Here is a 25050-nt window from a genome sequence, read left to right as displayed (position 1 = left end):
GGACCGATTAGAGGTCGGCCTTGCGCACGCCGATGGAATAGCGCCGTTCCAGCCAGATCAGCACGAGATTCGAGATCGTGGTGATCGCGAGGTAGATCGCGCCCGCGAAAAGCGTGAAGAAGAAGAAACGCAGCGTGCCCTTGCCCGCGTCCTGCGAAGCCTTGACTACGTCCGCGAGACCGATGATCGACACGAGCGCCGTCGCCTTGACCATCACTTGCCAGTTGTTGCCGATGCCCGGCAGCGCGAAACGCATCATCTGCGGAAACATGATGCGCGCGAAGGTCTGCCAAGGCGTCATGCCGTAGGCCGCGCCCGCTTCGAGCTGGCCGCGCGGCACGGAGAGGAACGCGCCGCGGAAGGTCTCGGTGAAATACGCGCCGTAGATGAAGCCGAGCACCAGAATGCCGGCAAGGAACGGATCGATGTCGATCTGATCCCAGCCGATCGCGTCGGTGAACAGGTTCAGCCAGATCTGGATGCTGTAGAAGAGCAGCAGCATCAGCACGAGATCGGGCACGCCGCGGATGAGCGTCGTGTACACAGTGCCGAGCCCCGACGCCACGCGGTTTCTCGACAACTTCGCCGCCGCGCCGATCAGACCGATCACGAAGGCGAACACGAGCGACAGCACCGCCAGCTTGACGGTCTGCCAGGTGCCCGCGAGGATCAGCGGACCGTAGCCTTGCAACATGGTGATTCCTTGGTAAGGTGCCTAGCGTGCATCGATTGCGGCGCGCGATGCGAATATCTTCATGTTTCCCCTCAGCCGATCGCGCTCGATGGCGCGTTCCCCGCGCGTTTCGGCTGTCCTTGTTGGCCTGCCTCCGTATGACGGCCAGCGGTCGGTATTCTAGTTGGTCAAAATTGCGCGCTGCCGTTGCCGCTAACCCTGCCGACGTGCAATGGCTGCGTCGCGGCGGGCTCGCTTGGTCTGGGCGCTCGTTTTCGGCACTTCTTCCCGTATTCGCCGGTGCGCTGATGCGTCGCGGGCGATCCGCACCGTCGCCGCCCGGAAAAGCGCGGTATTTTACCCGAAGCGGACGAGCGCGCGAGTGCGAAGCCGGATGAGTCCGATTACCTGCATCGGCGCAACGATGTAGTGCCCCGGCGCGCGTTGTTTCAAAGCGGCGTCGCCCTTACATTCTCTCCATCGCAAACGAACGCCTTGGGCGGGAGCAAACATCATGATCGAGATTCGCCGCAGCAACGAACGGGGTCACGCTAACCACGGCTGGCTCGACTCGTATCACACCTTCTCCTTCGCCGACTATTACGATCCCGAGCACACGCACTTCGGCGCGCTGCGCGTGATCAACGAGGATCGCGTCGCGGGCGGCCAGGGTTTCGGCGCGCACGGCCATCGCGATATGGAAATCGTGAGCTACGTGCTCGAAGGCGCGCTCGCGCACCGCGACAGCATGGGCAACGGCTCGACCATCCGTCCCGGCGACGTACAACGCATGAGCGCCGGCACCGGCGTGCGCCATAGCGAGTTCAACGGCTCGCCGACGGAAACCGCGCACTTCCTGCAGATCTGGATCATTCCGGATGCGCCGGGCGGCGAGCCCGGGTATGAGGAAAAGCGCTTCGCGGACGATGAAAAGCGCGGCCGTCTGCGCGTGATCGCATCGCCCGAAGGTACGGACGGCTCGGTCAGGATCGGCGCGAATGCGCGCATCTTCGCGGGTTTTTTCAACGGTGAAGAGCGCGCGGACTTCGACGTGCCGGCGGGCCGCCGCGTGTACGCGCACGTGGCGCGAGGCGCGCTGACGGTGAATGGCGAGGCGCTCGGAGCGGGCGACGCCGCGAAGCTCGAAGACGTATCGAAGGTCACGCTCGAAAACGGCGATAACGCGGAAGTCCTGCTGTTCGACCTCGCCTGATCGTCGTCCGGATGTGAAGAAGGCCGCGGAGCGCATGCCCCGCGGCCTTTTTTCATGCGCCCGGCCGACTTACGGCTTCGGCGTGGCCGATGCGCCCGCCGCCGCACCCGGAGCGCCGTCCGGGCCGCCGTGCTGCTTGCCCCAGCGCTCATGCATCTTGTGCTGGTGCTCGTGCATCTTCGCAAAGTGCTTCTTGAGCGCCGTGCTGACGGTCGTCTTTTGCTGGTCGTTCAGCGAGTTGTAGAAATTCAGCCATGTAGTCGCGGTCTGCTCGCGCAGTTGCTCGTTCTGCTGCTCGATCTTCTGATGCGCGGCGTGCATCGCGTTCAGGTCGAGGATCGGCTGGTTTTCCATCGATTTGAACTGATCGCGCATCTGCTTGTGGCTTTCGCGCATCGCCCGATGATTCTGCTTCATCGTCGTGAGCGCGGTCTGCCACAGCTTTTCCTGATCCGCGTTCAGCTTCAACTGGCCGTGCAGTTCGTCCAGTTGCTTTTGCATGCGCATTTCCATGCGGTGGCCGCCGGGACCGCCGTGACCGCCCATCATGGCCGGAGCTCCGGGAGGCGGCGCGGACGGCGCGTCGGTCGTAGCGGCGTAGGCCGTGCCGAAGGTGAGCGCGATTGCGGCAGCGGCGGCGGTGAGGATGCGGTATTGCTTGGCCATCTTGGTACTCCCTTGATTGTTTTCGAAGCCGAAGCCGCGAGGCCCTGGTCGACGTGTCAGACAGTGCGTCGAGGTCTTGCGCTTGTCGGTGAGACACAGCGTAGGGGTTCGCGACGGCCCGCGTGTTACGGCAAGGCTCAGGCTTGTTACGCCGGTTTACGCCCCGCTTTCGTGGTAACACCCCGTAACCCTTATGGCAGGCCTGTCATCATTAGAGGTCTGACTCACGCGCTAAACTCCATCCCATGACTACGCAAATACTTGTCGTCGACGACGACGCCGAACTGCGCGACCTTCTGCGCGACTATCTGGTCCGGCAGGGCATCGAGGTTTCGGTGCTGCATGACGCCGGCGGTCTCGAACGCCGCATCGAGCGCGAGCGGCCCGATCTCATCGTGCTCGATCTGATGATGCCGAACGTCGACGGCCTGACCGCGCTCAAGCAGCTGCGCGCGTCCGGCGACGACATTCCCGTCATCATGCTGACCGCGCGCGCGGATGACGTGGATCGCATCGTCGGCCTGGAACTGGGCGCGGACGATTACCTCGGCAAGCCGTTCAATCCGCGCGAACTGCTCGCGCGGGTGCAGGCCGTGCTGCGCCGCCGCCGCACGATTCCGTCCGCCGCGCCGGAACAGCGCGAGCCGTTCTCGTTCGGCCGCTTCAGGCTGGATTTCCAGTCGCGCACGCTGCAACAGGACGACCGGCCGCTCACGCTCTCGGGCAGCGAATTCGCGCTTCTCAAGATCTTCGTGAACAACCCGATGCGCACGCTCACGCGCGAGCGCCTGCTCGAACTGCTGCACGGTCCGGAATACGACGGCACCGATCGCGGCATCGACGTGCAGGTGTGGCGCCTGCGCCGCATCCTGGAAACCGATCCGTCGGCGCCGCGCTTCATCCAGACGGTGCGGGGGCGCGGTTACGTGTTCGTGCCGGACGGCGAGCAAAATGCGCCGGGCAATTGACACGCTCTTCGGCCGGCTGGTCGTCATCGTCATCGGCATGCTGGTGCTGTCGCATGTCGCGTGGTTCGCAATCATCCGCTTCGAGCGCGACAACGTGCAGACGCGTTTCGCCGTCGAGGAGGCCGTGTTCCTCGTCGAGGCGGTGCGCCAGCACATCGCCAAAGCGCCCGATCAGCCCTTGCCTCCGCGCGTGCGCCTCGTGGCGCTCAATAGTCCGGATGTGCCGAAGCAGCCCGACGAAGACACGCCGCCGCCGCTGCAGCGTTTCGTCGAGGACCTAAAAGATCGTCTCCCCGACGGCACCGAAGTCCGCCTGAACGAGCCCGGCGGCCCGCCGAGCGTGTGGGTGCACGGCGCGAAGGACGACGGCTGGATCGTCGTGCCGGTGCAGCCGTTGCGTCCGCCGCGTTCGCGCGACCGCATGCTTTTATGGCTCGCGCTGATCTTTTCGACCGCCGTGCTTGCCGCGCTGTTCGGCGCGTGGCAGTTGCAGTATCCGCTGCGCTCGCTTGCGCAGGCGGTCGGGCGCTTCGGGCGCGGCCAGCCGACGCCTCCCGTGCCGGAGCGCGGTCCGCGCGAATTGCGGCAACTCACGCACGGCTTCAACCAGATGGTCCGCGAAGTGTCGCAGACGGAGAACGACCGCGCCGTGATGCTCGCGGGCGTCGCTCACGACCTGAAGACGCCGCTCGCGCGACTGCGTCTGCGTGCCGAAATGATGGACGACGAGAAATTGCGCGACGGCGTCGTGCGCGACGTCGATTCGATGGCGCATATCGTCGATCAATTCCTCGTGTTCGCGCACGACCGCCCGGACGGCAGCGAGCCGGTTCCCGTCGACGAGCAATGCGAACGGATCGCGCGGGCGTATCGCGCGGTGTCGCCGGGCGCGCAGCCGATCCGCCTGAAACTCGAAGCGGGGCCCGCTTTCGCGCTGCCGGCGGCGTCGCTTGACCGGCTGCTGTCGAATCTGCTGGACAACGCGCATGCGTACGGTGCGCCGCCGGTCGTCATCGAGACGCGGCGGGAAGCCAGTGGCTGGGTGTTGATGGTGTCCGATCACGGCAAGGGCATCGCGCCGGAGGATCTCATCAAGGCGAGCCGGCCATTCGTGCGGCTCGATCCGGCGCGCGGAGGCAGTGGCCATAGCGGGCTCGGGCTTGCTATCGTGGAGCGGCTCGCGCGGCGCGCGGGCGGCGAATGCGAGATCGGCAATCGTGCCGAGGGCGGATTGCAGGTCGTGATGACCTTTCCGTTCGATATCGCCACGCGGACGTTGCAGGAGCGCCGCGCCGGCTCGCAGCACGAGGAGCGCGCGCTGTAACGGCGCGCTTTATGAGAGAGGCGGCGCGGCGTCAGTCGAACAGTGTTTCGAGCGCCGACGCCGCTTCGCTGTCCACCGTGTTGTACGTCACCGTCGACGCCTCGAAGATGTAGTGCGTCGTGTACTTGCCGAGGCGCGAGAGAATCTCCTCCTGAATCACCTCGGGCGCGAGATCGATTTTCAGGAACCACGTCGTCGACGATAGCCGCGTCTGAAAAGAGCCGTACTCGGCGAGCAGGTGGTCGAACGTTTCTGCGTCCTGATCCCGGCACACGATGACCAGATTTCCCTTCATGCAATTCTCCCGATTCACGCCAGCGGCATTCGATTTCGAACATCGATGATACCTGTGCGATGCCCGCGCGTCGCGACAGGCGCATGACCGTGCGCCGACTCGCCGCGTCGACCGGTCGGCTTACTTGCCGGCCAGCGTGTCTTCGGTATGCCGGGTGGACGGGCCGGGATCGGCGGGGCGCACTTCGCTGCGGTCGCGCCCGCGCGATTTCGCTTCGTAAAGCGCGAGGTCGGCGCGAGAGAGAATCCATTCGAGCGCGTCGTCGGGCGCGAGCTCCGTGATGCCGATGGACACCGACAGCGCCGCATCGTCCGGCAGATGCGCGCAGTGTTCGTGATGAAAACGCTTTCTCAGGCGCTCAAGCACGGCCTGGGCATCGGTGAGCGAGGTTTGCGGCAGCAGAATGCCGAATTCCTCGCCGCCGAGCCGCCCGATCGCATCGCTCGGACGAAGCTGCGCGCGGCACACTTCGACGAAATGCTCCAGCGCGCGATCGCCCGACGCGTGTCCGAAGCGGTCGTTGATCTGCTTGAAGTGATCGAGATCCGCGATCGCGACCGACAGCGGCGTGCCGACCGAACGCGCAAGCTCCACTTCATGACGCAGCGTGTCGAGGAAATATCGGCGGGAGAGGGCGCCCGTCAGCGCGTCGTGGCGAGCTTCGGCCGAAAGCAGCGTATTGGCCGATTGCAACTGTTCCGCGAGATCGCGCGTCGCGCGGTGCAGACGCCGCTCGCGCGAGTACGACGTCGCGATGACGATGGCGAGCGTCACGACGCCGAGCATCGTCAGGAACACGAGGAAGCGGTCGCGGCTGTGGTTGCGGCTGATTTCCGGCCAGCTCGTGAGCGGATGCACGATATGCGCGGACAGTCCCGAATTCAGGCCCGTGCGCTCGTCGTAGAGCGAGGGCACGTTGCTGCCGTTCGCGGCGTAGAAGGTCTGCGCGAGCGCGGGCGCAAGCCAGTGCTCGGAGGCGCGCATCTGCTCGCCGATGTGCGTCACCCGCAATTCCGGGAACGACTCGCGCCGATAGTGCTCGACGCGCTCGCGCTCCGTCATGCGCGCGACGGGCGCGTTGGGCATCGCCTGGTATTCGAGCCGGCCGTCGTGCGCCATCACGACGACGCCGTTTTCGTCGGTCACGAAGGTGCCGGCGCGCGAAACCCAGTGCCGCAGCCGGTCGATACTCACTTTGGCGATCACCGCGCCGACCAGGATGCCGTCTTCGTAAGCGGGCGCCGCGATGAAGATGCCCGGCTCGCCGGACAGCCGCCCGACGCCGTACATCTCGATGAAGCCGCCGAGCAGCGCCCGCGTGACATAGCCGCGAGCGCTCATGTCGTAGCCGATGAAGCTGTCGTCGTCGGCGGCGTTGCTCGACGCAATGCAAAAGCCGCGGTCGTTGACGAGCCAGATGGAGTCGAGGCCGGAGAATCCCTGCGCGTCGTGCAGGAAGTGATTGACCTTTGCGAGCGCGGGCCGCGCGGTCCAGTCGTTGCGGCGTTCGAGTTCCGTCCCGGCCGGGTTCGAGGCATAATTCCGCGACTCCGCGAGCGCTTGCTGCGTGAAATCCATCTGCGCGAGCGTGGCGGGAATGGCGCGCGACATCGCCAGGTCGCTCGCGATGACCTGCGCCATGTTGTCGACGATCGACGCCGCCATCTGACGCTCGGTGCGCACCGTCGACGTCATTTCCTGTTGTACCATTCGGTCCGACAACAAGCCGGCGGCGATCCAGCACGCGAAAGCCAGCGCCGCCAGGCCGAGCGTGGCGATCACACGGTGCAGGATGAGCTTGTTCATCGGTCGCGCGCGCATTGGCTGTTCACGCGCGGCGCAGGCTGCGCGCGCGGCGCCGCCCGAACAACGGTCCGGTGAGCGCGTCACGGGCTACGCGGGCGCGCGGGTTGCGCACGATGCGCGTGATGCAGGCCGCAATTCGGCTTTTGCTCGCAACGGGGCTGCGGGCGTGGCTCAGGCGGTCTTCCGTCTCGGATGGGGCGTCTCGCATCGCATCGGCGCTCAAATTATTGTTTGTGATAAGCCAAGATTGGACGATGTTTTTTGCCGCCTATCAAGCGGCTTCTTAAGGCGTGCGACGTGTGTCCAACACAACGAACGCGCGCCGGGCGAACGCGCTGGCGATTCTCCGTCCGGCAACGGGCGAGCCGCAGCCAAACTGAAAGGAAGCGAAAGCACGCGAGCGCCGGGCGCACTCGACGCGGGCTGCCCTTCATTTTGCCCGTGCCGTGCCGAAGAGCAACAGAAACATCGCAGGAATGGCGGGCCGGACCGCATGAAGGTTGTGCCTGTCACACGGGTTGGTGTAGTGTCGCCCGGTTCAGCACGGGGATAGTCTGAAGCGGCGACTGCCTGGCGCCGTTGTTCGCGCTGAGCGTGTCGTCGTGTCGTCGCGTCGTCGTTTCGGCGTCCGCCTGCGTTGAGCATGAGGCGGTCCCGGGCGAAGGCTTCTTGCCCGCCTGACGGCTTTTTGCCGTCTCAAGCAATATCCCGCGCGCGGCGCGGTCGGAACAGAGCCTTACGGGGAGGGCCTTGCATGGAATTTGGTTTCAATCTGAATCGCACGGCGAATGCGTCGGCCTGGCGGATCCTGCCCAACCGCTGGGATTTCGTCGCGTTCCCGATGATCATCTGCATCATCGCGCTCGCAGCCGTCGGATTCCACGAGACCCTGGCGCCGATCTCGACCCTGCAGACCCAGGCGATCTCGCTCGACCCCGCGAATCTCCCCGAATACGCGTTGCGCACCACCTTGCGCATGCTGCTGGCGATGGTCGCGTCGCTCATCTTCACACTGGTCTACGGCACGCTCGCGGCGAAGAGCCGGCGCGCGTCCATCGTGCTCGTGCCGATTCTCGACATCCTCCAGTCGGTGCCGGTGCTGGGCTACATCTCGTTCACCGTGACGTTCTTCCTCGCCATGTTCCCCGGGCGTGTGATCGGCGCCGAATGCGCGGCGATTTTCGCGATCTTCACGAGCCAGGCGTGGAACATGACGTTCAGCTTCTATCAGTCGCTGCGCACGGTGCCGCGCGACCTGGACGAAGTTTCGCGCGGCTTTCACCTCACCAACTGGCAGCGTTTCTGGAAGCTGGAAGTGCCGTTCTCGATGCCCGGCCTCATCTGGAACATGATGATGTCGATGTCGGGCGGCTGGTTTTTCGTGGTCGCGTCCGAGGCAATCACGGTCGGCAACCGCACGATCGTGCTGCCGGGCATCGGCGCGTATCTGGCGGCGGCTATCGGCGAGCGCAATCTCTCCGCGATCGGCTGGGTGATCCTCGCGATGATCGTCGTCATCCTGGCCTACGACCAGTTGATGTTCCGTCCGCTCGTCGCGTGGGCCGACAAATTCCGCATGGAGAACACGAGTTCGGGCGACGAGCCGTCTTCGTGGCTGCTCGATCTGATCCGCCGCACGCGCCTGATTCACCGTCTGCTCGTGCCGGCGGGCTGGATTCTGGCGAAGGCGGCGCGCGTGCCGATCAAGCTGCCGTCGCTGCAAGGCGCGCTGGAGAACGTCGGCCTGCCGCTGCGCGCGAAGGTGCCGTCCACGCGCACGGGCGATATCGCGTGGGGCACGGTCGTGCTGCTGATCACGGTGTTCGTGGTGTGGAAGGTCGCGTCGTTCGTCGCGACGGGCGTGAGCTGGAACGAAGTCGGACACGTGTTCGTGCTCGGCTTCATCACGCTGTTGCGCGTGGTGGTGCTGATCGCGATCGCTTCGGTGATCTGGGTGCCGGTCGGCGTGCTGATCGGCCTGCGACCGGCGCTCGCGGAGAAGGTCCAGCCGCTCGCGCAGTTCCTCGCCGCGTTCCCGGCGAACCTGTTGTTTCCGGTATTCGTCGTCGCGATCGTGCGCTGGAACCTGAACCCCGATATCTGGCTCTCGCCGCTCATCGTGCTCGGTACGCAGTGGTATATCCTTTTCAACGTCGTTGCGGGCGCGTCTTCTTATCCGAACGATTATCGCGAGGCCGCGACCAATTTCCAGATTCGCGGCTGGCAGTGGTGGAAGAAGTGCATGTTGCCCGGCATCTTCCCTTACTACATCACCGGCGCGATCACCGCTTCGGGCGGCGCGTGGAACGCGAGCATCGTCGCGGAAGCGGTGTCGTGGGGCAAGACCGAGGTCGTCGCGCACGGCCTCGGCGCGTACATCGCCCAGACGACCGCCGCGGGCGACTACCCGAAAATCATTCTCGGCATCGCTGTGATGTCGCTGTTCGTCACGCTGTTCAACCGACTGCTGTGGCGCCCGCTATACGCCTACGCCGAAGCAAGACTCCGGCTGGATTGAGGACGAGTTCCAATGCAGAACCTGAAAAATACGCAGACGTCCGCTGCACAGGGCTTTCAGCGCCCGCAAGGCACGCCGCCGCGACTTGGCGCGGAAATCCTGCGCGTCTCGAACGTGAGCCGCGGCTTCAACAAGACACAGGGCGAACTGCTCGTGCTCGACGATGCGAACCTCGTGCTGCGCGAAGGGGAGATCGTCGGTTTGCTCGGGCGCTCGGGCTCGGGCAAGTCGACGCTGTTGCGCATCATCGCCGGGCTGATCGAGCCGACGGGCGGCGACGTGACCTATCTGAACGAGCCGTTGCGCGGGCCCGCGAAAGGCGTCGCGATGGTGTTTCAGACCTTCGCGCTCTTCCCGTGGCTAACCGTGATGCAGAACGTGGAAGCGGGTCTGGAAGCGCAGGGCGTCGGCGCGCGCGAGCGGCGTGAGCGCGCGCTTGCCGCGATCGATCTGATCGGTCTCGACGGTTTCGAGAACGCGTATCCGCGCGAGTTGTCGGGCGGTATGCGGCAGCGCGTCGGTTTCGCGCGGGCGCTGGTCGTCGATCCTACCCTGCTGCTGATGGACGAGCCGTTCTCCGCGCTCGACGTGCTGACCGCGGAGAACCTGCGCACCGACCTGCTCGATCTCTGGACGCAAGGGCGCATGCCGATCAAGTCGGTGCTGATCGTCACGCACAACATCGAGGAAGCCGTGTTCATGTGCGACCGCATCCTCGTGCTGTCGTCGAATCCGGGCCGCGTGATGGCCGAGATCAAGGTGCCGTTCAAGCATCCGCGCAATCGTCTGGACCCGGCGTTCCGGCGTCTCGTCGACGATATTTACGCAAAGATGACCGCGCGTCAGATGGACGAAGCGAAGAAGAAGGGGCTGGATCTGGGAAGCTGGCTGCCGTCGGTGTCGACCAATCTGATGGCGGGTCTCATCGAAACGCTCGCGGCCGAGCCCTACCACGGCCGCGCGGATATGCCGGAAATCGCGCGCACATTGCATCTCGAAGTGGACGATCTCTTCCCGGTCGCGGAAGTGCTGCAACATCTCGGTTTCGCCGATGTCCGCGAGGGCGACATTTTCCTGACGCCGCAGGCGCGCGTGTTCGCCGAGTTGGGCACGCAGGAGCGCAAGATGATGTTCGCGGAGCATCTGCAGCGGCATGTGCCGCTGGCGGCGCGGATCAAGAAGGTGCTGAACGAGCGGCCGGGGCATCGCGCGCCGCGCGTGCGCTTCGAGCAGGAACTGGAGGACTTTCTCTCCGACAAGGCCGCGCAACAAACGCTCGACGCGGTGATCGACTGGGGCCGGTACGGGGAAATTTTCTCGTACAACGACCAGACCGAGATGCTGAGTCTGGAGGATGTCGAGGCTTGAGCATCGTCTGAAAGCAGGAACACGAAGCGCGGTTGCCGGTGACGGAACCGCGCTTTCGTTTTCCAGCCGCGAAAAAAATTACTGCAGATTGCCCCAGCGCTCGACCGCCGGCTCCGCCGACGCCCATTTCCAACCTTCGGACTGCTGGCAAGCCGTCGCGATGAACCATTCGGCCGGCGCTTTCGCATCGTCGCCGTCGACGACCGAAAAGGCGAACTCCTTGCAGCTCGCGAGCGCGCTGTTGAATTCGCGCAGCACGTGCACCTCGCCGTGGCCGTTCTCGACCGGCAACGTATGCTTGACCTTCCAAGGCCGCGTTTCGCCGACCTGCGACGTGCCCGCCGTCACCGCGATCATGACCTGCTGATCCTGATGCAGCGATCTGGTCACGCGCTTGACGGCCGCGTCGGTGGCGGCCTGCACCGCGATACCGATGCCGAGGCCGATGGCCGGATTCGTCGTGAACGCGCCGGTCGCGACGCCCGCCACTGCGCCCGTCGCGGCGCCGATCGATGCGCAACCGCTCATGCTCACGCACGCGGCGGCGCCGAGCGCGACGAGCCCTAGACGCAGCGCAAAGGGTACGTCGAAAGACCGCGTCATTGCAGCGAGCCCCAGCGCGGCGTGGCGGGTTCGGCCGATGCCCATTTCCACTTGTTGCCGTCACGGCACACCGACGCCACGTAAAACGCGCTGCCGGCGGGGCGGTCCTTCGTCGCATCGCGATCGACGGAGAACACGATTTCCTTGCAATCGAGCACGCCGCTGCTGATCGTGCGGCTCACCGTTACGCGGCCTTTCTCGTCCTCTTCGATCGCCACGGAATGCACGATCTTCCAGGGCGCGACCGCGCCGATCGCGAGCGGCCCGGCAACCGAGGCGATCTGATCTTGTGTGTTGGTATGAATGACGCGCTGCGTGTACTGCACGCCCGCGCGCGCCGCGGCGACCGCGCCCAGGCCGATGCCCGTCGCGACCGCGGCGTTGCTCGTGACGGCGTTCGCCACTGCGGCGCCCGCGATACCGGCGCCGGTCGTCGCGCCTTCGCTATAAAGCGAGTTGCATCCACTGAGGCTTACGCAAGCCATGGCGCCCGAGATGATCGCGGCGAGCGCGGCGGCACGCGGCCCGCGCCAATGAACCCTGATCTGCATGTTGCGTTTCCTTCGTCTTCCAGTTCCCGACGCTTGCCATCGGGGTTCGAGGGGCTCGAATCTTCTTGAGGTTTCGCGCTCAAGGCACCGCCCGGCAACGCGCAGACGGCACGACGCGCAGGCTTCGCGCATTTTGAAGCATGCTTCTAATTACCGCCTTGAGAAATTTGCAAGAAATTGCAAGCGAGAGGAGCACGTTTCGATCCGCGAATCGATCGGAGCAAAAAAAAGCGAGCGCGGTCGTGCGCGCTCGCTTCTCAGCCATGCGGATGAGGCCGGGAAAGCGATTCAGCTTTCGCTCTTCGACGCCGTGTCGCTGCCCTCGGTGTCCTCGTTTTCGTACGCGCCGAGGCGGTTGTACAGGGTCTTCAGGCTCACGCCGAGTGCCTTCGCGGCGCGCCGCTTGTCGCCGCCGCAATGCTTGAGCGTGCCGAGGATGATCTGCTTCTGCGCATCGGCGAGGGGCGTGCCGACCCAGACGTTCATCGCGTCGCCCTGCGTGACCGGCTTCTTCACGCGCGACGCGAGATGCGGATGCGCGATCTCCACCGTCTTCTCCGCGAGAATGAACGCGCGATAGACCGTGTTCTTCAGTTCGCGCACGTTGCCAGGCCACGAATAGGTGCGCAGCACGTCGAGCGCGCGTTTGCTGAAGGCCTTGCTCGTGCCTTCCTGCGCGTTCATTTCGGAGAGGAAATGTTGTGCGAGCAGCTCGCGGTCGGAATCGCGCTCGCGCAGGGGCGGCGCACGCAGCGGGAACACGGCGAGGCGATACATCAGGTCCTCGCGCAAGCCGTTTTCCTTCACGGCCACGATGGGATCGCGGTTGGTCGCCGCGATCACGCGCACATCCGAGCTGATGAGATCGCTGCCGCCGACGCGAAAGAACGTGCCCGTTTCCAGCGCGCGCAAGAGCTTGACCTGCCGAACGGGCGACATCTCGGTCACTTCGTCGAGAAAGAGCGTGCCGCGGTTCGCATGCTCGAAGTAGCCGATGCGACCCTGCACCGCGCCCGTGAAGCTGCCTTTTTCGTGGCCGAAGAGCTCGGCCTCGATGAGGTTATCGGGAATCGCGCCACAGTTCACCGCGATGAACGGCGCATCCTTGCGCGCGCTGAGGTCGTGAATCGTCCGCGCGACGAGTTCCTTGCCGGTGCCCGACTCGCCGATGATGAGCGCGGTCGCATCGGTCGCGGCCACGCGCTCGATTTGCGTGTACAACTCCTGCATCACGGGCGACGAGCCGAAGAGCAGTCCATAGGACTTCAAGCCCGGCACTTCCCCCGTGTTGCGCTTTTTTTGCGCGGGTGTATCGCCGACCACAGTGGGTGGCTGATCCAGATCGGTTGACGCCATGTGTCCTGATCGTTCCTGAGTTCTGCGTGTGTAGTAGGCGGGCGGCGGCTCGCGCGGGCGCCTCCGGTTGCAGTCGGCCGGGCGCGGTACGGCGCGCGCGAGCGGCGCAACCGTGGATGACCGCGCGCTTCGGCATATGACGCGCCCGTGCGCGCTGCCCATCGGACTCACGTGCCAGGCGAGCCCTCTTTTCCTGGTGGAGCGTCGGTCCAGGCAAGTTTGCATCGGACGCTTGCGCAGCGCCGGTTATTGCAAACGAAACCTGCCTCATAAACGCTATTTAACCATTCGCAACGACATTGCGGCAATGCGTGGGCCAGGCCTCGGCGCATTTTGTCTGAGCGGCGCGGGACGCTGGCGGCGCTTCCGGCAAGGTTCTCCGTTCCACACTGAGAATTTACAACGCGACGACGTAATTGTTACTCGATCGGCGGCTGAAGCGTCCACTATGCGTGCTTTACCGCCCGGTCGACGGCGCTGGCATGAAAGCTGCATAAGTTGCCGTATCGTGACTCATATTCCAAAGTTCGCCGACGAGCACCGTCTCCGAGGCGCACACACGAGGATGGTCGAGAGAGGCAAACGCATCATGGAAGACTTTTTCAGTTTCGACGGGGCCGCGCAGCCGCGCATGAGCCCCCCGCGGCCGAGCCGGACGCGACGCGCGCACAATTCGACGGGCCATCGCCAGGAACTCACGTCCGGCGAGCCGATCGACATCTATCACTGGGCCGCCGTCGCGCTCGTGACCGCGCTGATGTGCGCGGTGCTAGGCTATGCGGCGGGCACACCCGCGCTCGCGCGCGCCGCGAACGTGACGAGCCTCGTGTTCGGCGCGATGGGCGGGGCGTTGACGGCAAGCGGCATCGTGCGCAGCCTGCGCGCGCGGATCGCGGCGGGCGCGCGCCTCCGCGTGGCGGGCGTGCCGGTTGCCGAAACCCGCTGAGCGGCGTCGGCCGATCCATACAAACCCACTTGGGCGAGGACTACATTCCATGAGTCAAACGACTGTCCAGCTTGCGTTGGGCAAGCAAAAGATCATCGAAGACATCAAGGTGCTGCTGAACGATTCGGAGGAATTGCTCCGATTGTCGGCCACGCTGCCGGGCGAGGGCGTCGAGGTGCTGCGCTCGCGTCTGCGCGACCACGTCGATTCGGCGCGCGGCGCGCTGGAAGATGCGCAGGCGAGCGCGCAAAGCCGCTATCGCGCTGGCGTCGATTGCACCGAGAAATATGTGAAGGACAATCCCTGGCAGTCGCTCGGCATTGCTGCGGGCGTCGGTTTTTTGGTCGGGCTTCTGGTTTCCCGCTGATTCGCGCACTCGAGTCGGATGCGACATATCGCGGCGGCTGTCGTTAATAACGCCAGCGATTCTTTTTGGTGATGGGAGAGAACACAAATGGCACGGCCTTCGATCGGAATTTTGGGCGCGCTGTTCGCAGTAGGCAGCGTGCTTGCATGGAAATGGGTGCAATCTCAGGATCGCGCCGGGCGCCGCACCGCGCGCGACCTGAGCCGCTGGGAAGACGAGGGCGGCAAGGTGCTCACGCCGGCGACCGGCGCGAGCGCGCGGGCCGTGAACGGTCATGGCGTGGTCGGCGGCACCACCGATGCGTGGCACTTCCCGCGAAGCTGATTCGCTTTCGGAGCGCTGCCCAGCGCGCCGATTTGCTTTGAACGGTTGGTTGTATTAATGAACCGACCAATGAAACGCACGCCGGGACCAGCGTGCTTTTTCGTCTTGATAAACGCTTATAATCAGTGAAACGTCGGCCATAAGTTACCTAAATGGAAAAACTTACGCCGGGTTTCGCCCAAGCGGGCAGAAATCGGAAATTATTTTATTTTTGCGCATTTGCGGGACGCCGATTATCTCCGATCGGTTGTGACTGCGAATCGCACCGGCCCGTGCGGCACCATCGCCGCGCGGAGAAGACCACGCCGCCACACGGCGTGTGACCCTGAAACGCTTAGGAAGAATTCGAAACGCAATGCCACACGTATTGATTGTCGATGACGATCCCAGTACCCGCGAGGCGCTAGCCGCGATCATCGGCGAAGACGGATTGACCACGGCCACCGCCGGCGATTTGCGCGAGGCGCGCATTCAGCTCGTGCGGCAAACGCCGGACGTCGTGTTCACCGATCTCAAGCTGCCCGACGGCACGGGCGTGGACCTGTTCGAGGACCTCGACCCGCGCTCGGGCGTCGAATTCATCGTCATCACCGGTCACGCGACGGTGGAATCCGCCGTCAGCGCGCTCAAGATGGGCGCGGCCGACTACCTCGTCAAGCCGATCAACATGCAGCGCGTGAAGGCCATCCTGTCACGCCTGCCGCGCGCTGGTGATTTGAAAGCCGAAATCGGCACCTTGCGCGGCGAATTGCGCCGCATGGGCCGCTTCGGTCTGATGCTGGGCAATTCGCCCGCGATGCAGACCGTGTACGACCAGATCGGCCGCGTCGCGCCGACGGCGGCATCAGTGCTGCTCATCGGCGAGTCGGGCACCGGCAAGGAAGTCGCCGCGCAGACGCTGCATGAGCTTTCCCTGCGCCGCAAGCATTCGTTCATCGCGGTGAACTGCGGCGCGATTTCGCCGAACCTGATCGAATCGGAAATGTTCGGCCACGAGCGCGGCTCGTTCACGGGCGCGGATCGCCAGCACAAGGGTTATTTCGAACGCGCGAACGGCGGCACGCTGTTCCTCGACGAAATCACCGAAATGCCGATCGAGCTGCAAGTGAAATTGCTCCGCGTGCTGGAGACGGGCATGTTCATGCGCGTCGGCACGACGAAGGAGCTCGAAACGGACGTGCGCCTGATCGCCGCGACCAATCGCGATCCCGAGCAGGCGGTGCTCGAAGGCAAACTGCGCCTCGATCTCTATCACCGTCTGAACGTGTTTCCGATCAACCTGCCGCCCCTGCGCGAGCGCGGCAAGGACGTCGAACTGCTCGGGCAGGCCTTCCTCGACGAGTTGAACTCCCGTTACAACACGAAAAAGATTTTCCCGCCCGCAGTGCGCGAAATGCTGGCGTCTTACAACTGGGCCGGCAACGTTCGCGAGCTGAAGAATTACGTACAGCGCGCGTACATCATGTCGGCGTCGGACTCGGACAGCACCGCGACCGTGCCGCTGCAAATTTCGCTGTCGAAGCCGTCGGCGGGCACGGCGGTGACGATTCCGTTCGGCACGTCGCTTGCGCAGGCCGACCGTCAGCTCATTCTCGCGACGCTCGATCAGTGCGGCGGCGTGAAGACGCGCGCGGCGGAAATCCTCGGCATCAGCCTGAAAACGCTCTATAACCGGCTCGTCGAGTACGGTGAAGATGCGAACAAGGCGGCCGTCGGCGAAGGCGGCGACATGGGCGATTCCGACAGCGAAAATCCTTGAACTTCGCTTATCTTTAGACGAAATCAACGCCTGCGGCCATTAAAACCGCAGGCGTTTTTCATTGGCAGGCGCGTTTTCTACGCCGATAATGTCTCAGGAGGGCGCAGACCCGATGTGTCCGAGGGGCATGTCCCTTGCTGCCGATCGAATGACATCCGCGCAGTTGCATCGAGGTGGCGCGGATGGGGAAAGTACGATCACAAGACCGCAAGGAGCCCATCATGTCACTCAGCATGTCGAATCGCGCTTCCGATGGCGCCGGTATCGAAGCCCAGACGCCGCAGCCGCCGGATCCGCCGGTAACGCCGCCCGATCAGCCGCCGCCCGCGCCGATGCCGCCCGACACCAATCCGGACCCGACGCGCGAGCCGCCGGAACCGCCGTCGCAGCCGATCGGCGATCCGCCGCCAGGGCCCGGCGATTCACCGCACGTGTATTAACGCGACAGAAGGACGTTTGAAGCCGACGTTGGACAATGCCCAGAATTCGTGCCAGGTTTGAATAACTTTCATCCCATACGTAGGGATTACAACGGAAAACGCAACGATGACCGGCGACACGCTCTGTCGCCGGTCGTTTTTTCTGAAGCCGCGCTCATCGCAGCGCATCCGTCCGGCGCCGCCGACGTCACTATCGCGACGGCCTTCTTATCTGGAGGCATCATGAGGCATCCCGCACTTCGACGCTCCGCGCGTCACTCGTCCAAGCGCGAAGCACGCGCCGAAGCCGCCAAGGCAGCCGGCGGGCAGGGCGCGTCCGCACCGCCCGCCGATCACGATCCCGCGTCGCAGAACCGTCCCGCGCCCGGCGTGCCGCCCGACGGCGAACACAATCAGGGCGGCGTGCGGAAGGAAGGGATCGACTATCAGCGCGATCTGGGTTCCGAGCAGGACTCGTGATTCCGGCCGGCCGCAGCATCCGGCACAAGAACAAAAATTTCTACGCGGCGGGCCTTTGCCGCGTGTTTTCGTTTGTCCGTAACATCTTCATACAAATGTTCGTTCATAAAATCAGCAAAAAGGCACAGCTTTTGCGTACCCTTGATCGCCACTTCGAGCATGCAACGACAACCGATGAGGTGATGCTGTAATGAGCAGATTGATCGTGGTATCGAATCGCGTCGCACCGATCCAGGAGGGCAAGCCCAGCGCGGGCGGCCTCGCGATCGGCGTTCTGGACGCGCTGAAGGAGAGTGGCGGCGTCTGGTTCGGGTGGAGCGGCGAGATCGTCGGCGAGTCGGGCGCGCCTGTTCTGGAGAACAGCGGCAAAGTGACTTACGCGACCGTCGGGCTGACGCGTCGCGATTACGACCAGTACTACCGAGGTTTCTCGAACGCCACGCTGTGGCCGACCTTTCACTATCGCAACGACCTCTCGCGCTTCGATCGCGAGGAATATGCGGGGTATATGCGCGTCAACGCGAGCCTCGCCGCGAAGCTGAAGACGCTGCTCAAACCCGACGACATCATCTGGGTGCATGACTATCACATGCTCCCGTTCGCGCAGGAGTTGCGAAAGCTCGGCGTCGCGAATCCGATCGGCTTCTTCCTGCATATTCCGTTTCCGGTGCCCGAGATCATGCGCACCGTGCCGCCGCACGAGGAGCTGATCGCGGCGATGTGCCAGTACGACGTCGTCGGTTTTCAGACGGACAACGACAAGCAGTCGTTCCTCGACTACGTGGTGCGCACGAGCCGCGGCCATTACAACGACGACGACGGCATGCTGCAGGCGTTCGGCCGCATGCTGAAAGTCGGCGCGTATCCGATCGGCATCTATCCGGACGCCATCGCAAAGGCCGCCGAGCAGTTCGGGAATCGCAAGCCGGTGAAGACCCTGCGTGACAGCATGCGCGGTCGCAAGCTCATCATGAGCGTCGATCGTCTCGACTATTCGAAGGGGCTCGTCGAGCGCTTTCAGGCTTTCGAGCGCCTGTTGCTGAATGCGCCCGGCTGGCACGGCCGCGTGTCGCTCGTGCAGATCGCGCCGCCGACGCGCTCGGACGTGCAGACTTATCAGCGCATCCGTCAGACGCTGGAAGGCGAGGCGGGCCGCATCAACGGGCGTTTCGCGCAGCTCGACTGGACGCCGATCCAGTATCTCAACCGTAAATACGAGCGCAATCTGCTAATGGCGCTGTTCCGGCTCTCGCAGGTCGGTTACGTGACGCCGCTGCGCGACGGCATGAATCTCGTCGCGAAGGAATATGTCGCGTCGCAGGACCCAGCCGATCCGGGCGCGCTCGTCTTGTCGCAGTTCGCGGGCGCGGCGGATCAGTTGCCGGGCGCGCTCGTCGTCAATCCGTTCGATCTGTCGCAGATGTCCGAGGCGCTGGAGCGCGCATTGTCGATGCCGCTCGCCGAGCGTCAGGCGCGTCACGCCGACATGATGGCGCCGCTGCGCGAGAACAATCTTTCCGTCTGGCGCGATTCCTTCCTGTCGGACCTGCGCAGCGTCGCGACGGCGACCTCCGTCACCGAAAAGACTGTCCAGACGGTGAAGCAGGGCACGACCGAAGCCAAGCGTCCGGCGGCGAAAGCCTGAGAGCGCTGAAAACCGTCATGCATTCAAGACCCCGCGCTTCGCAAGAAGCGCGGGGTTTTTTAATGCCTCGCGCCGAAACGTTCGCGGAACGGGACTTGCGCAAACACCGTGGACACGAACGAAGGAGGTCATGATGAGCGGAAGCACATTGAACCCGCCCGAAGACGACGGCGCGGAATACGGCAAGGGACACGGCACCGGCGCGCTCGGCCCGAGCGATTCGTCGGACAGCGGCTCGGACGTGCAGGGCGAAAAGCGCTATCCCGGCGATATCGAGGATGAACTCGACGCCCACGCGCTCGGCCAGTCCGACGCCGAGCTGAACAGCGATACGGACCGCTATGGCACGGGCGAAGCGGCGTCGGCGGATGGCGACAACAATCTCCAGGCCGACGCCGACATCCTGCCCGACGGAATCGAGGATGAAACGCGCGGCCTTGCCGACGAGGACGCCGACCCCGCCGCCGATCGATCCTGACGCGCATTGCCGCACGCAAGCCGAAAGCGGCGCGCTCTTGACGGAGCGCGCCGCTTTTTTACACGCGCTTCGCTTCGCGGCGCTAACATCGTCGGTTGATACTTCTCGCCACGCTCACGATGAATCACGACGTTTCCGCCACGCAATCCGCGCCCGTCGCATCGGGCCGCACGTCGCGCTTCGGCTGGCTCTCGTGGATCGCCGATCCGGTCGTGCAATGGTCGCAGGACCACTGCTTGATGTTCTCGGCGGCGATCGCGTTCTTCGCTGCGTTCTCGCTCGCTCCAACGCTCGTCATCGTAATCGCCGTGGCGAGCGTCTTCTTCGGCGCGGATGCCGTGCAAGGCCGGCTCTTCGACGAGATCAGCGGCGTCGTTGGCGTGGACGCGGCGCACGCGCTGGAAGCGATCGTCGCGAACGCGTGGCATGCGGATATCGCGCGCAGCACGGCGATTCTGTCGGCCGCGGGCGTGCTGATCGGCGCATCGGCGACATTCTCATCGCTGCACAGCGCGCTCAACGTCATCTGGCCGACGCCCGCCGTGAGCACGCGCGAAAGCATCGTCACGCTGCTGCGCGTGCGGCTGATGTCGTTCGGGCTCGTGGTCGGTTCGGGGCTGCTCGTCGCGGTGGTGCTCGTGCTCGACACGCTCGTCGAGATTCTCGGCCATTGGGTGCTGGGCGACGGCAGCCCGTTCATCGTGCTGTCGGGGCTCACGCGGCGCATGATATCGCTCGGCATGCTGATGATCGCGTTCACGGTGCTGCTCAAGTTCCTGCCCACCGCGCGCATGCTATGGCGCGACGCCGCGCTCGGCGCCGCCGCCGCCGCGATGCTCTTCGAAGCGGGCAAACGCCTCTTCGCGTTCTATCTCGCGCACGCGGGCACGGCGAACATGTTCGGCGCGGCCGGGTCTCTCGCGGTCATCCTCATGTGGCTTTACTACTCGGCGGCCGTGTTTCTGCTCGGCGCGGAGCTTTCGGCTACGGCCGCGAGAAAGCGCACGCATCGCGCATCGGGCTGGCGCTGAATGGCGACAAAAGAAGGCCGTTGGCGAACGGACGGCCTGTCGGCTACGCTCTTGTCGCTCAGGCGCCTCGCTTGACCGGGTCGTCGCCGAGCGCTTGACGAGCGTGCAATGCGTTACGCCTGTCGGCGCAATTCAGCGGGCGGCACCTTCATCAGGTGACGATACTTCGCCACGGTCCGGCGCGCGACGATCACGCCCTGATCCGCGAGCATCTTCGCGAGGCTGACATCCGAGAGCGGATCGTTCGAGTTTTCCTTCGAGATCATCTCCTTGAGCAGCGCGCGCACGGCGGCGGCCGAGCACGTGCCGCCGCTTTCCGTCGAAAGCTCGCGCGGGAAGAAGTGCTTGAACTCGAAGATCCCGCGCGGCGTCGACATGTACTTGTTGCCCGTCGCGCGCGAGATGGTCGATTCGTGCAGGCCGAGTTCATCGGCGACGTCGCGCAGCACGAGCGGCTTCAGCGCGATCTCGCCATAGTCGAAGAACGCTTTCTGATGCGACACGATGCATTCGGCCACGCGCTGAATCGTCGTGAAGCGCTGCTGCGCATTGCGGATCAGCCAGCGTGCTTCCTGCAGTTGCTGCGCGAGCGGCGAGCGGCTCGCGCCCGCCGACTGCGCGAACAATTCCGCGTACATGCGGTGGATGCGCGCACGCGGCAGCACCGCCGGATTGATCGTGACGACCCACTGCTTTTTCACTGGACGCACGATCACGTCGGGCACCACGTAGTTGTCCTCGCTCTGGCCGTAGCTCTCGCCCGGCTTCGGATCGAGGCGGCGCACGAGCGCGCAGGCGATACGCAGATCGTCCGCGCTGCAGCCGATCTTCTTCTGCAATTCGGCTTGCTCACGGCGCGCAAGACGCTCCAGATGATGGCCGACGATTTCCAGCGCGACGGCGCGGCCAGGCGTTTCTTCGTCGAGCGCCTGGAGTTGCAGCGTCAGGCATTCGGAGAGATTGCGCGCGCCGAGGCCCGGTCTGTCGAGCGACTGCACGAGCCTGAGCGCGATGTTGAGTTCGTCCTCGTGCAGCGGGGGTTCGATGGGGACGACATTCGCGAGTTCGCTCAATTCCTGGCGCAGATAGCCGTCGTCATCGAGCGCCTCGATGATGAGTTGCGCGACCGCGCGATCGCGTTCGTTCAACTGATAAAGGCGCAGCGAGTCGTGGAGCGTTTCGTGCAACGACGGCTCGATGCGCACCCAGTCGGCGGGATCGGAGCCTTCGCCGTCGCCGTGATTGCGCGATGCGCTGCGACCGAACGGGTCGGACGAGTAATCGCTCATGGAATCGTCGCGCGAGGCGGCATCGGCGCTTGACTCGCTTTCCATGCCGTTCTCGGGCGCGAGCGGCGTCTCGGCGGCGTTGTCGGCGGCGGGCGACGAGGTCGAATCGCTCATGGAATTGCCGTTGTCGGCGCCGAGTGCGTTGTCGTCGGTCTGCGACTCGTCGTATTCGAGAAACGGGTTCGTGTCTAGTGCGTTTCGCAATTCCTGCTGGAACTCCAGCGACGAGAGCTGGAGAAGACGGACCGACTGCTGAAGGCGCGGCGTGAGTGCGAGCGTTTGCTTCGCGCGAAGTTCGAGTGTAGGCGGCATTGCTTGCTAATCCTCGATTGTTCTAGACGTAATGGACAGGTTTGCGGAACATTAAAGCAACGACCGTGCCATCGAAGGTTAAGCTCGTGCCGCGACTACGTTTTCTACGACCCGCTCCCTCCTTTTGCAGCCTTTCCGAGGCCTCTTTCACGCAGTTTTTACACGCGCTCAGACAAAAGCGCTGCGGGTTTCCGGCGTGTGGCGGCGGCTGAGCGCACGCCTTCCGATGTCCGTCGACGATTTGTTCGGCGGCGCACGCACGCCTTGCCGAATGGCGGTTTCGAGCGGTTTTAGGCGCTCGTCCGATCGCGTAGTCGCGGGGTCCGGCACGCAAGTTGCGGATCGATGGTCACGATCCGCGTGCTACGGCGCGGACGTAATCGAAGAGCCGCGTCGAGCGCAGGAATGAATGCGTGAACGCGGCGCTAGACCAAAATCGAAAAAATGGGAGTATCGACATGAAGACGACTCAAATCCTCAGAGCAGCCGGTGGTATCGCGTGTGTGGTGTTCGCGCTCAACGTCGGCGCACAAACCAATTCGGCATCGTCGACGAGCGGTTCCGGCACGTCGGTCGGCCAGAAGGTCGACGACAGCGCGATCACCACCAAGGTGAAGGCTGATCTGCTCGGCGCGAAGAACGTCAAGTCCACGCACATCCACGTGAAGACGCACGCGGGCATCGTGTCGCTGACGGGTTCGGTGCCGTCGGCCGAAGACAAGACCGCCGCGGAAGAAGTCGTCTCGAACGTATCGGGTGTTGCTTCCGTGAAGAACCATCTTAAAATTGCCGCCAACTAATGGCATAGTTCGTATGCCCGGCTTCGCTACGGCGGGCCGCGGTCGAGTGCCAGCAGGTCGGAACCCGCGTGGGGTTCGACGAATCGCCGCAAGCGAGGAGTCGGACGAAGCGCGGGTTCTCGCATGGAGGCATCGGGTTTGGCTCTGCCGCCCGGTGTTTCAGTCGCAAGTTCTTGCATGACGCAAAACGCAGTGCGCATCACCTCGCAGCACTTCGCAACTTAAAAACGAGAACGACCGTACAGGTCGATACTCAAACAGGTGGCTCACGAATGCGCAGTAGCCCGGCGTTCAGAGGCCCCGGCAAAATGGAGCTCTTCATGAAGACGAAAAAGATGGCATTGATCGGCGCGCTCGCGCTGGCATTCTCGACGACGGCGTTCGCCCAGGCAGCCTCCGACGCGGCAGCTTCGGCGCCCATGGCGAAGAAGCAGAAGGGCACCAATCTGCATCAGCAGAACAAGGCGCACAAGCTGAAGGGTGCGTCGGCAGCGGCGGCGGCTTCGGCGCTCGGCACGAACGACAAGGGCCAGCCGCAGTAACGCGCATCGCTCTTACGGCTTTTACGCTCGATGGACAAACGGCCGCTTCACGCGGCCGTTTGCTTTTGTGCGGCCCGTTGGCGGGGCCGCGCGTTTCATCGCGTCAGGACTTCGCGGCTGCGTACTGATCGCGCAGATCGCGGATGCGGTCGTGGTTCTCCACCACGCCCTGATACTGGCGCTCGACCACCGCCCGAATATCAGCAGGCAGATCCTTGTCGAGCGCCTCACGATAGTTCTTCTTCGCGGCATCTTCGCCGCGCTCGCATTCGGCGAGAATCGCGTGATCGCTGTGGCCGGTCACGGCCGACTTCACATCGACCCAGCCGCGATGCAGCGCGCCCGCCACCGATCCGCCGGTTTCGGGCTTGCCGCCCAGGCGTGCGACCACGTCCTGCAATTCGCGCGCGCCTTCAGCGCACTTTTGCGCGCGATTCTGGAATAGCAGCTTGAGGCTTGGGTCACGCGTATCCTCGGCGGCCTTGAGAAAGCCCTTTTCTCCGTCCTTCGAGGTTTCGACAAGATCGTTGAGTACCGATACGACATTCGTGCTCATATGAACCTCCTTTTCGTTTGACATTGTCACGGCGCACTCTCCCTGCGGGATGCGGCTCGCCGCTTCACTACGCACGCGGCGTGCCCGCATGAACGAGCGCGCGGCACGAGACCTGCTGCACCGCACGCACTACAGCGCGCGTCCGGATCGAGACGCGCGCACGAAACGGCAACAGGAGAACGCAGTGAAATTTTTCAACCGGCTGGCACATCGCGAGTATCTGGTGCTGGTGGCCATGGTCGCGGCGGCGCTGACCTTGCATATCCGTCAACAAGTTATCGATACGGAAGTGCAATCCGCGCCGGCGTCGCGCGCGGTGTATGGGCGCATTTGCGAGCCGCCCATAGCGAATGAGGCGAAGGCTCGCGTGCTGCCTGCCGACTGCGCCATTCGGTCCGACGCGCGGCTGAATCGACCGAACGCGCCCTGGGTTTAAAACGAACGCCCGCGTGAAGCGGGCATTTCATCGATAGCGCAACGAGGAACGATTACGCGCGCGTTTGCGCGAAGTCGCCGACCGGATGCGGCGGCTGCAGCGGATCGAAGTCGCTCCAGCGGCCTTGTTGCCAGCGTCCCGACGCGCGCTCGATTTCCATTCCGCCTGCCTCGCGCAGTACCGACGCCGCCTGGTCCTGCGTTTCCGGCGCGACATGCACGGCCACGAGCACGCCCGCATGACGCGCGGGCTCCTCGGTTTGGCCGCCGACGCCGGGTTTCTTCTGCGTATGCGACATCGCGCCGACGAGCGAGCCCACGTAAGC

At 64.2% G+C, this 25050-nt stretch carries 27 protein-coding genes and 1 pseudogene; 18 read left to right on the top strand and 10 right to left on the bottom strand.

Translation table 11 applies throughout. The annotated features are described in order from the left end of the window. Window positions 1-7: 7 nt before the first annotated feature. Entirely contained in the window at window positions 8-694 is a 687-nt protein-coding gene (locus tag AWB82_RS12065) for an ABC transporter permease (protein ID WP_086967374.1), read from the bottom strand. A 493-nt stretch (window positions 695-1187) separates the two neighbouring features. Between AWB82_RS12065 and AWB82_RS12060 the strand changes: the two genes are divergently transcribed. Next, on the top strand, window positions 1188-1886 hold the full coding sequence (locus tag AWB82_RS12060) for a pirin family protein (RefSeq protein WP_086967373.1): 699 nt from the start codon (window positions 1188-1190) through the stop codon (window positions 1884-1886). Between the two features lie 69 nt (window positions 1887-1955). On the opposite strand, the gene AWB82_RS12055 is transcribed toward AWB82_RS12060, so the two are convergent. Further along, window positions 1956-2552, bottom strand: coding sequence for a periplasmic heavy metal sensor (locus tag AWB82_RS12055; RefSeq protein ID WP_086967372.1), 597 nt, complete (start codon window positions 2550-2552; stop codon window positions 1956-1958). A gap of 245 nt (window positions 2553-2797) precedes the next feature. Between AWB82_RS12055 and AWB82_RS12050 the strand changes: the two genes are divergently transcribed. Beyond that, entirely contained in the window at window positions 2798-3520 is a 723-nt protein-coding gene (locus AWB82_RS12050) for a response regulator (RefSeq protein ID WP_086967371.1), read from the top strand. Continuing rightward, window positions 3504-4844, top strand: a complete 1341-nt coding sequence (locus tag AWB82_RS12045; RefSeq protein WP_086967370.1) for an ATP-binding protein — start codon at window positions 3504-3506, stop codon at window positions 4842-4844. Before AWB82_RS12050 ends, AWB82_RS12045 begins: the two co-directional genes overlap by 17 nt. A gap of 31 nt (window positions 4845-4875) precedes the next feature. On the opposite strand, the gene AWB82_RS12040 is transcribed toward AWB82_RS12045, so the two are convergent. Continuing rightward, the gene (locus tag AWB82_RS12040; protein WP_008350806.1) at window positions 4876-5139 is read right to left on the bottom strand and encodes a hypothetical protein; all 264 of its coding nucleotides are present in this window, start codon (window positions 5137-5139) and stop codon (window positions 4876-4878) included. A 120-nt stretch (window positions 5140-5259) separates the two neighbouring features. After that, the gene (locus AWB82_RS12035) at window positions 5260-6945 is read right to left on the bottom strand and encodes a GGDEF domain-containing protein (protein ID WP_086967462.1); all 1686 of its coding nucleotides are present in this window, start codon (window positions 6943-6945) and stop codon (window positions 5260-5262) included. Between the two features lie 754 nt (window positions 6946-7699). Here AWB82_RS12035 and AWB82_RS12030 point away from each other — a divergent pair. Next, entirely contained in the window at window positions 7700-9463 is a 1764-nt protein-coding gene (locus tag AWB82_RS12030) for an ABC transporter permease (RefSeq protein ID WP_086967369.1), read from the top strand. A 12-nt stretch (window positions 9464-9475) separates the two neighbouring features. Then, on the top strand, window positions 9476-10831 hold the full coding sequence (locus AWB82_RS12025; protein WP_235023266.1) for an ABC transporter ATP-binding protein: 1356 nt from the start codon (window positions 9476-9478) through the stop codon (window positions 10829-10831). A gap of 78 nt (window positions 10832-10909) precedes the next feature. On the opposite strand, the gene AWB82_RS12020 is transcribed toward AWB82_RS12025, so the two are convergent. The 3 genes from AWB82_RS12020 to AWB82_RS12010 all read right to left on the bottom strand — a co-directional run bounded on the left by AWB82_RS12020 (window position 10910) and on the right by AWB82_RS12010 (window position 13341). Next, window positions 10910-11434, bottom strand: coding sequence for a hypothetical protein (locus AWB82_RS12020; protein ID WP_086967368.1), 525 nt, complete (start codon window positions 11432-11434; stop codon window positions 10910-10912). Continuing rightward, window positions 11431-11985, bottom strand: a complete 555-nt coding sequence (locus AWB82_RS12015) for a hypothetical protein (RefSeq protein WP_086967367.1) — start codon at window positions 11983-11985, stop codon at window positions 11431-11433. The genes AWB82_RS12020 and AWB82_RS12015 overlap by 4 nt, the downstream gene beginning before the upstream one ends. 288 nt (window positions 11986-12273) lie before the next feature. Beyond that, on the bottom strand, window positions 12274-13341 hold the full coding sequence (locus tag AWB82_RS12010) for a sigma-54 interaction domain-containing protein (protein WP_086967366.1): 1068 nt from the start codon (window positions 13339-13341) through the stop codon (window positions 12274-12276). Between the two features lie 589 nt (window positions 13342-13930). Between AWB82_RS12010 and AWB82_RS12005 the strand changes: the two genes are divergently transcribed. From AWB82_RS12005 to AWB82_RS11960, 10 genes are all read left to right on the top strand, one after another. After that, complete coding sequence (locus AWB82_RS12005; RefSeq protein WP_086967460.1) at window positions 13931-14287, top strand: hypothetical protein; 357 nt, start codon at window positions 13931-13933, stop codon at window positions 14285-14287. Window positions 14288-14336: 49 nt separating this feature from the next. Then, the gene (locus tag AWB82_RS12000; protein ID WP_086967365.1) at window positions 14337-14654 is read left to right on the top strand and encodes a DUF883 family protein; all 318 of its coding nucleotides are present in this window, start codon (window positions 14337-14339) and stop codon (window positions 14652-14654) included. Window positions 14655-14741: 87 nt separating this feature from the next. Then, window positions 14742-14978, top strand: a complete 237-nt coding sequence (locus AWB82_RS11995; RefSeq protein ID WP_086967364.1) for a hypothetical protein — start codon at window positions 14742-14744, stop codon at window positions 14976-14978. Window positions 14979-15333: 355 nt separating this feature from the next. Further along, complete coding sequence (locus AWB82_RS11990; protein ID WP_086967363.1) at window positions 15334-16737, top strand: sigma-54-dependent transcriptional regulator; 1404 nt, start codon at window positions 15334-15336, stop codon at window positions 16735-16737. Between the two features lie 221 nt (window positions 16738-16958). Further along, window positions 16959-17177 carry a hypothetical protein gene (locus tag AWB82_RS11985; protein WP_086967362.1) on the top strand — a complete coding sequence of 73 codons (219 nt, stop codon included), beginning with the start codon at window positions 16959-16961 and terminating at the stop codon, window positions 17175-17177. A 222-nt stretch (window positions 17178-17399) separates the two neighbouring features. Next, window positions 17400-17636 (top strand): hypothetical protein, encoded by a 237-nt coding sequence (locus tag AWB82_RS11980; RefSeq protein ID WP_086967361.1) that lies wholly within the window; start codon window positions 17400-17402, stop codon window positions 17634-17636. Beyond that, complete coding sequence (locus AWB82_RS11975) at window positions 17633-17827, top strand: hypothetical protein (protein ID WP_086967360.1); 195 nt, start codon at window positions 17633-17635, stop codon at window positions 17825-17827. The genes AWB82_RS11980 and AWB82_RS11975 overlap by 4 nt, the downstream gene beginning before the upstream one ends. Continuing rightward, a complete protein-coding gene (gene otsA / locus AWB82_RS11970) occupies window positions 17827-19281 on the top strand; it encodes an alpha,alpha-trehalose-phosphate synthase (UDP-forming) (RefSeq protein WP_086967359.1) in 1455 nt (484 codons plus the stop codon). Before AWB82_RS11975 ends, otsA begins: the two co-directional genes overlap by 1 nt. 130 nt (window positions 19282-19411) lie before the next feature. Then, the gene (locus AWB82_RS11965) at window positions 19412-19759 is read left to right on the top strand and encodes a chemotaxis protein (RefSeq protein ID WP_086967358.1); all 348 of its coding nucleotides are present in this window, start codon (window positions 19412-19414) and stop codon (window positions 19757-19759) included. Between the two features lie 119 nt (window positions 19760-19878). Beyond that, window positions 19879-20790: a YihY/virulence factor BrkB family protein gene (locus AWB82_RS11960; protein ID WP_086967459.1), complete on the top strand. Its 912-nt coding sequence runs from the start codon at window positions 19879-19881 to the stop codon at window positions 20788-20790. Window positions 20791-20903: 113 nt separating this feature from the next. Here AWB82_RS11960 and AWB82_RS11955 read toward each other — a convergent pair whose 3' ends face one another. Then, window positions 20904-22391, bottom strand: a complete 1488-nt coding sequence (locus tag AWB82_RS11955) for an RNA polymerase factor sigma-54 (protein WP_086967357.1) — start codon at window positions 22389-22391, stop codon at window positions 20904-20906. A 458-nt stretch (window positions 22392-22849) separates the two neighbouring features. Here AWB82_RS11955 and AWB82_RS11950 point away from each other — a divergent pair, with 458 nt between their 5' ends. Together AWB82_RS11950 and AWB82_RS11945 are read left to right on the top strand one after the other, a co-directional pair. Further along, on the top strand, window positions 22850-23191 hold the full coding sequence (locus AWB82_RS11950; RefSeq protein ID WP_086967356.1) for a BON domain-containing protein: 342 nt from the start codon (window positions 22850-22852) through the stop codon (window positions 23189-23191). Window positions 23192-23511: 320 nt separating this feature from the next. Beyond that, window positions 23512-23733, top strand: coding sequence for a hypothetical protein (locus AWB82_RS11945; protein ID WP_086967458.1), 222 nt, complete (start codon window positions 23512-23514; stop codon window positions 23731-23733). Between the two features lie 103 nt (window positions 23734-23836). On the opposite strand, the gene AWB82_RS11940 is transcribed toward AWB82_RS11945, so the two are convergent. Continuing rightward, window positions 23837-24289, bottom strand: a complete 453-nt coding sequence (locus tag AWB82_RS11940) for a PA2169 family four-helix-bundle protein (RefSeq protein WP_086967355.1) — start codon at window positions 24287-24289, stop codon at window positions 23837-23839. 184 nt (window positions 24290-24473) lie between these two features. Between AWB82_RS11940 and AWB82_RS11935 the strand changes: the two genes are divergently transcribed. Next, window positions 24474-24725, top strand: a complete 252-nt coding sequence (locus AWB82_RS11935) for a hypothetical protein (protein WP_143756706.1) — start codon at window positions 24474-24476, stop codon at window positions 24723-24725. A gap of 52 nt (window positions 24726-24777) precedes the next feature. Here AWB82_RS11935 and AWB82_RS11930 read toward each other — a convergent pair. After that, a pseudogene (locus AWB82_RS11930) lies at window positions 24778-25050 on the bottom strand (hypothetical protein); the annotation flags it as partial.

Origin of the sequence: Caballeronia glebae (assembly GCF_001545035.1) — a bacterium.
Classification (GTDB): domain Bacteria; phylum Pseudomonadota; class Gammaproteobacteria; order Burkholderiales; family Burkholderiaceae; genus Caballeronia; species Caballeronia glebae.
This window is presented reverse-complemented; position numbering and strand designations above follow the sequence as displayed.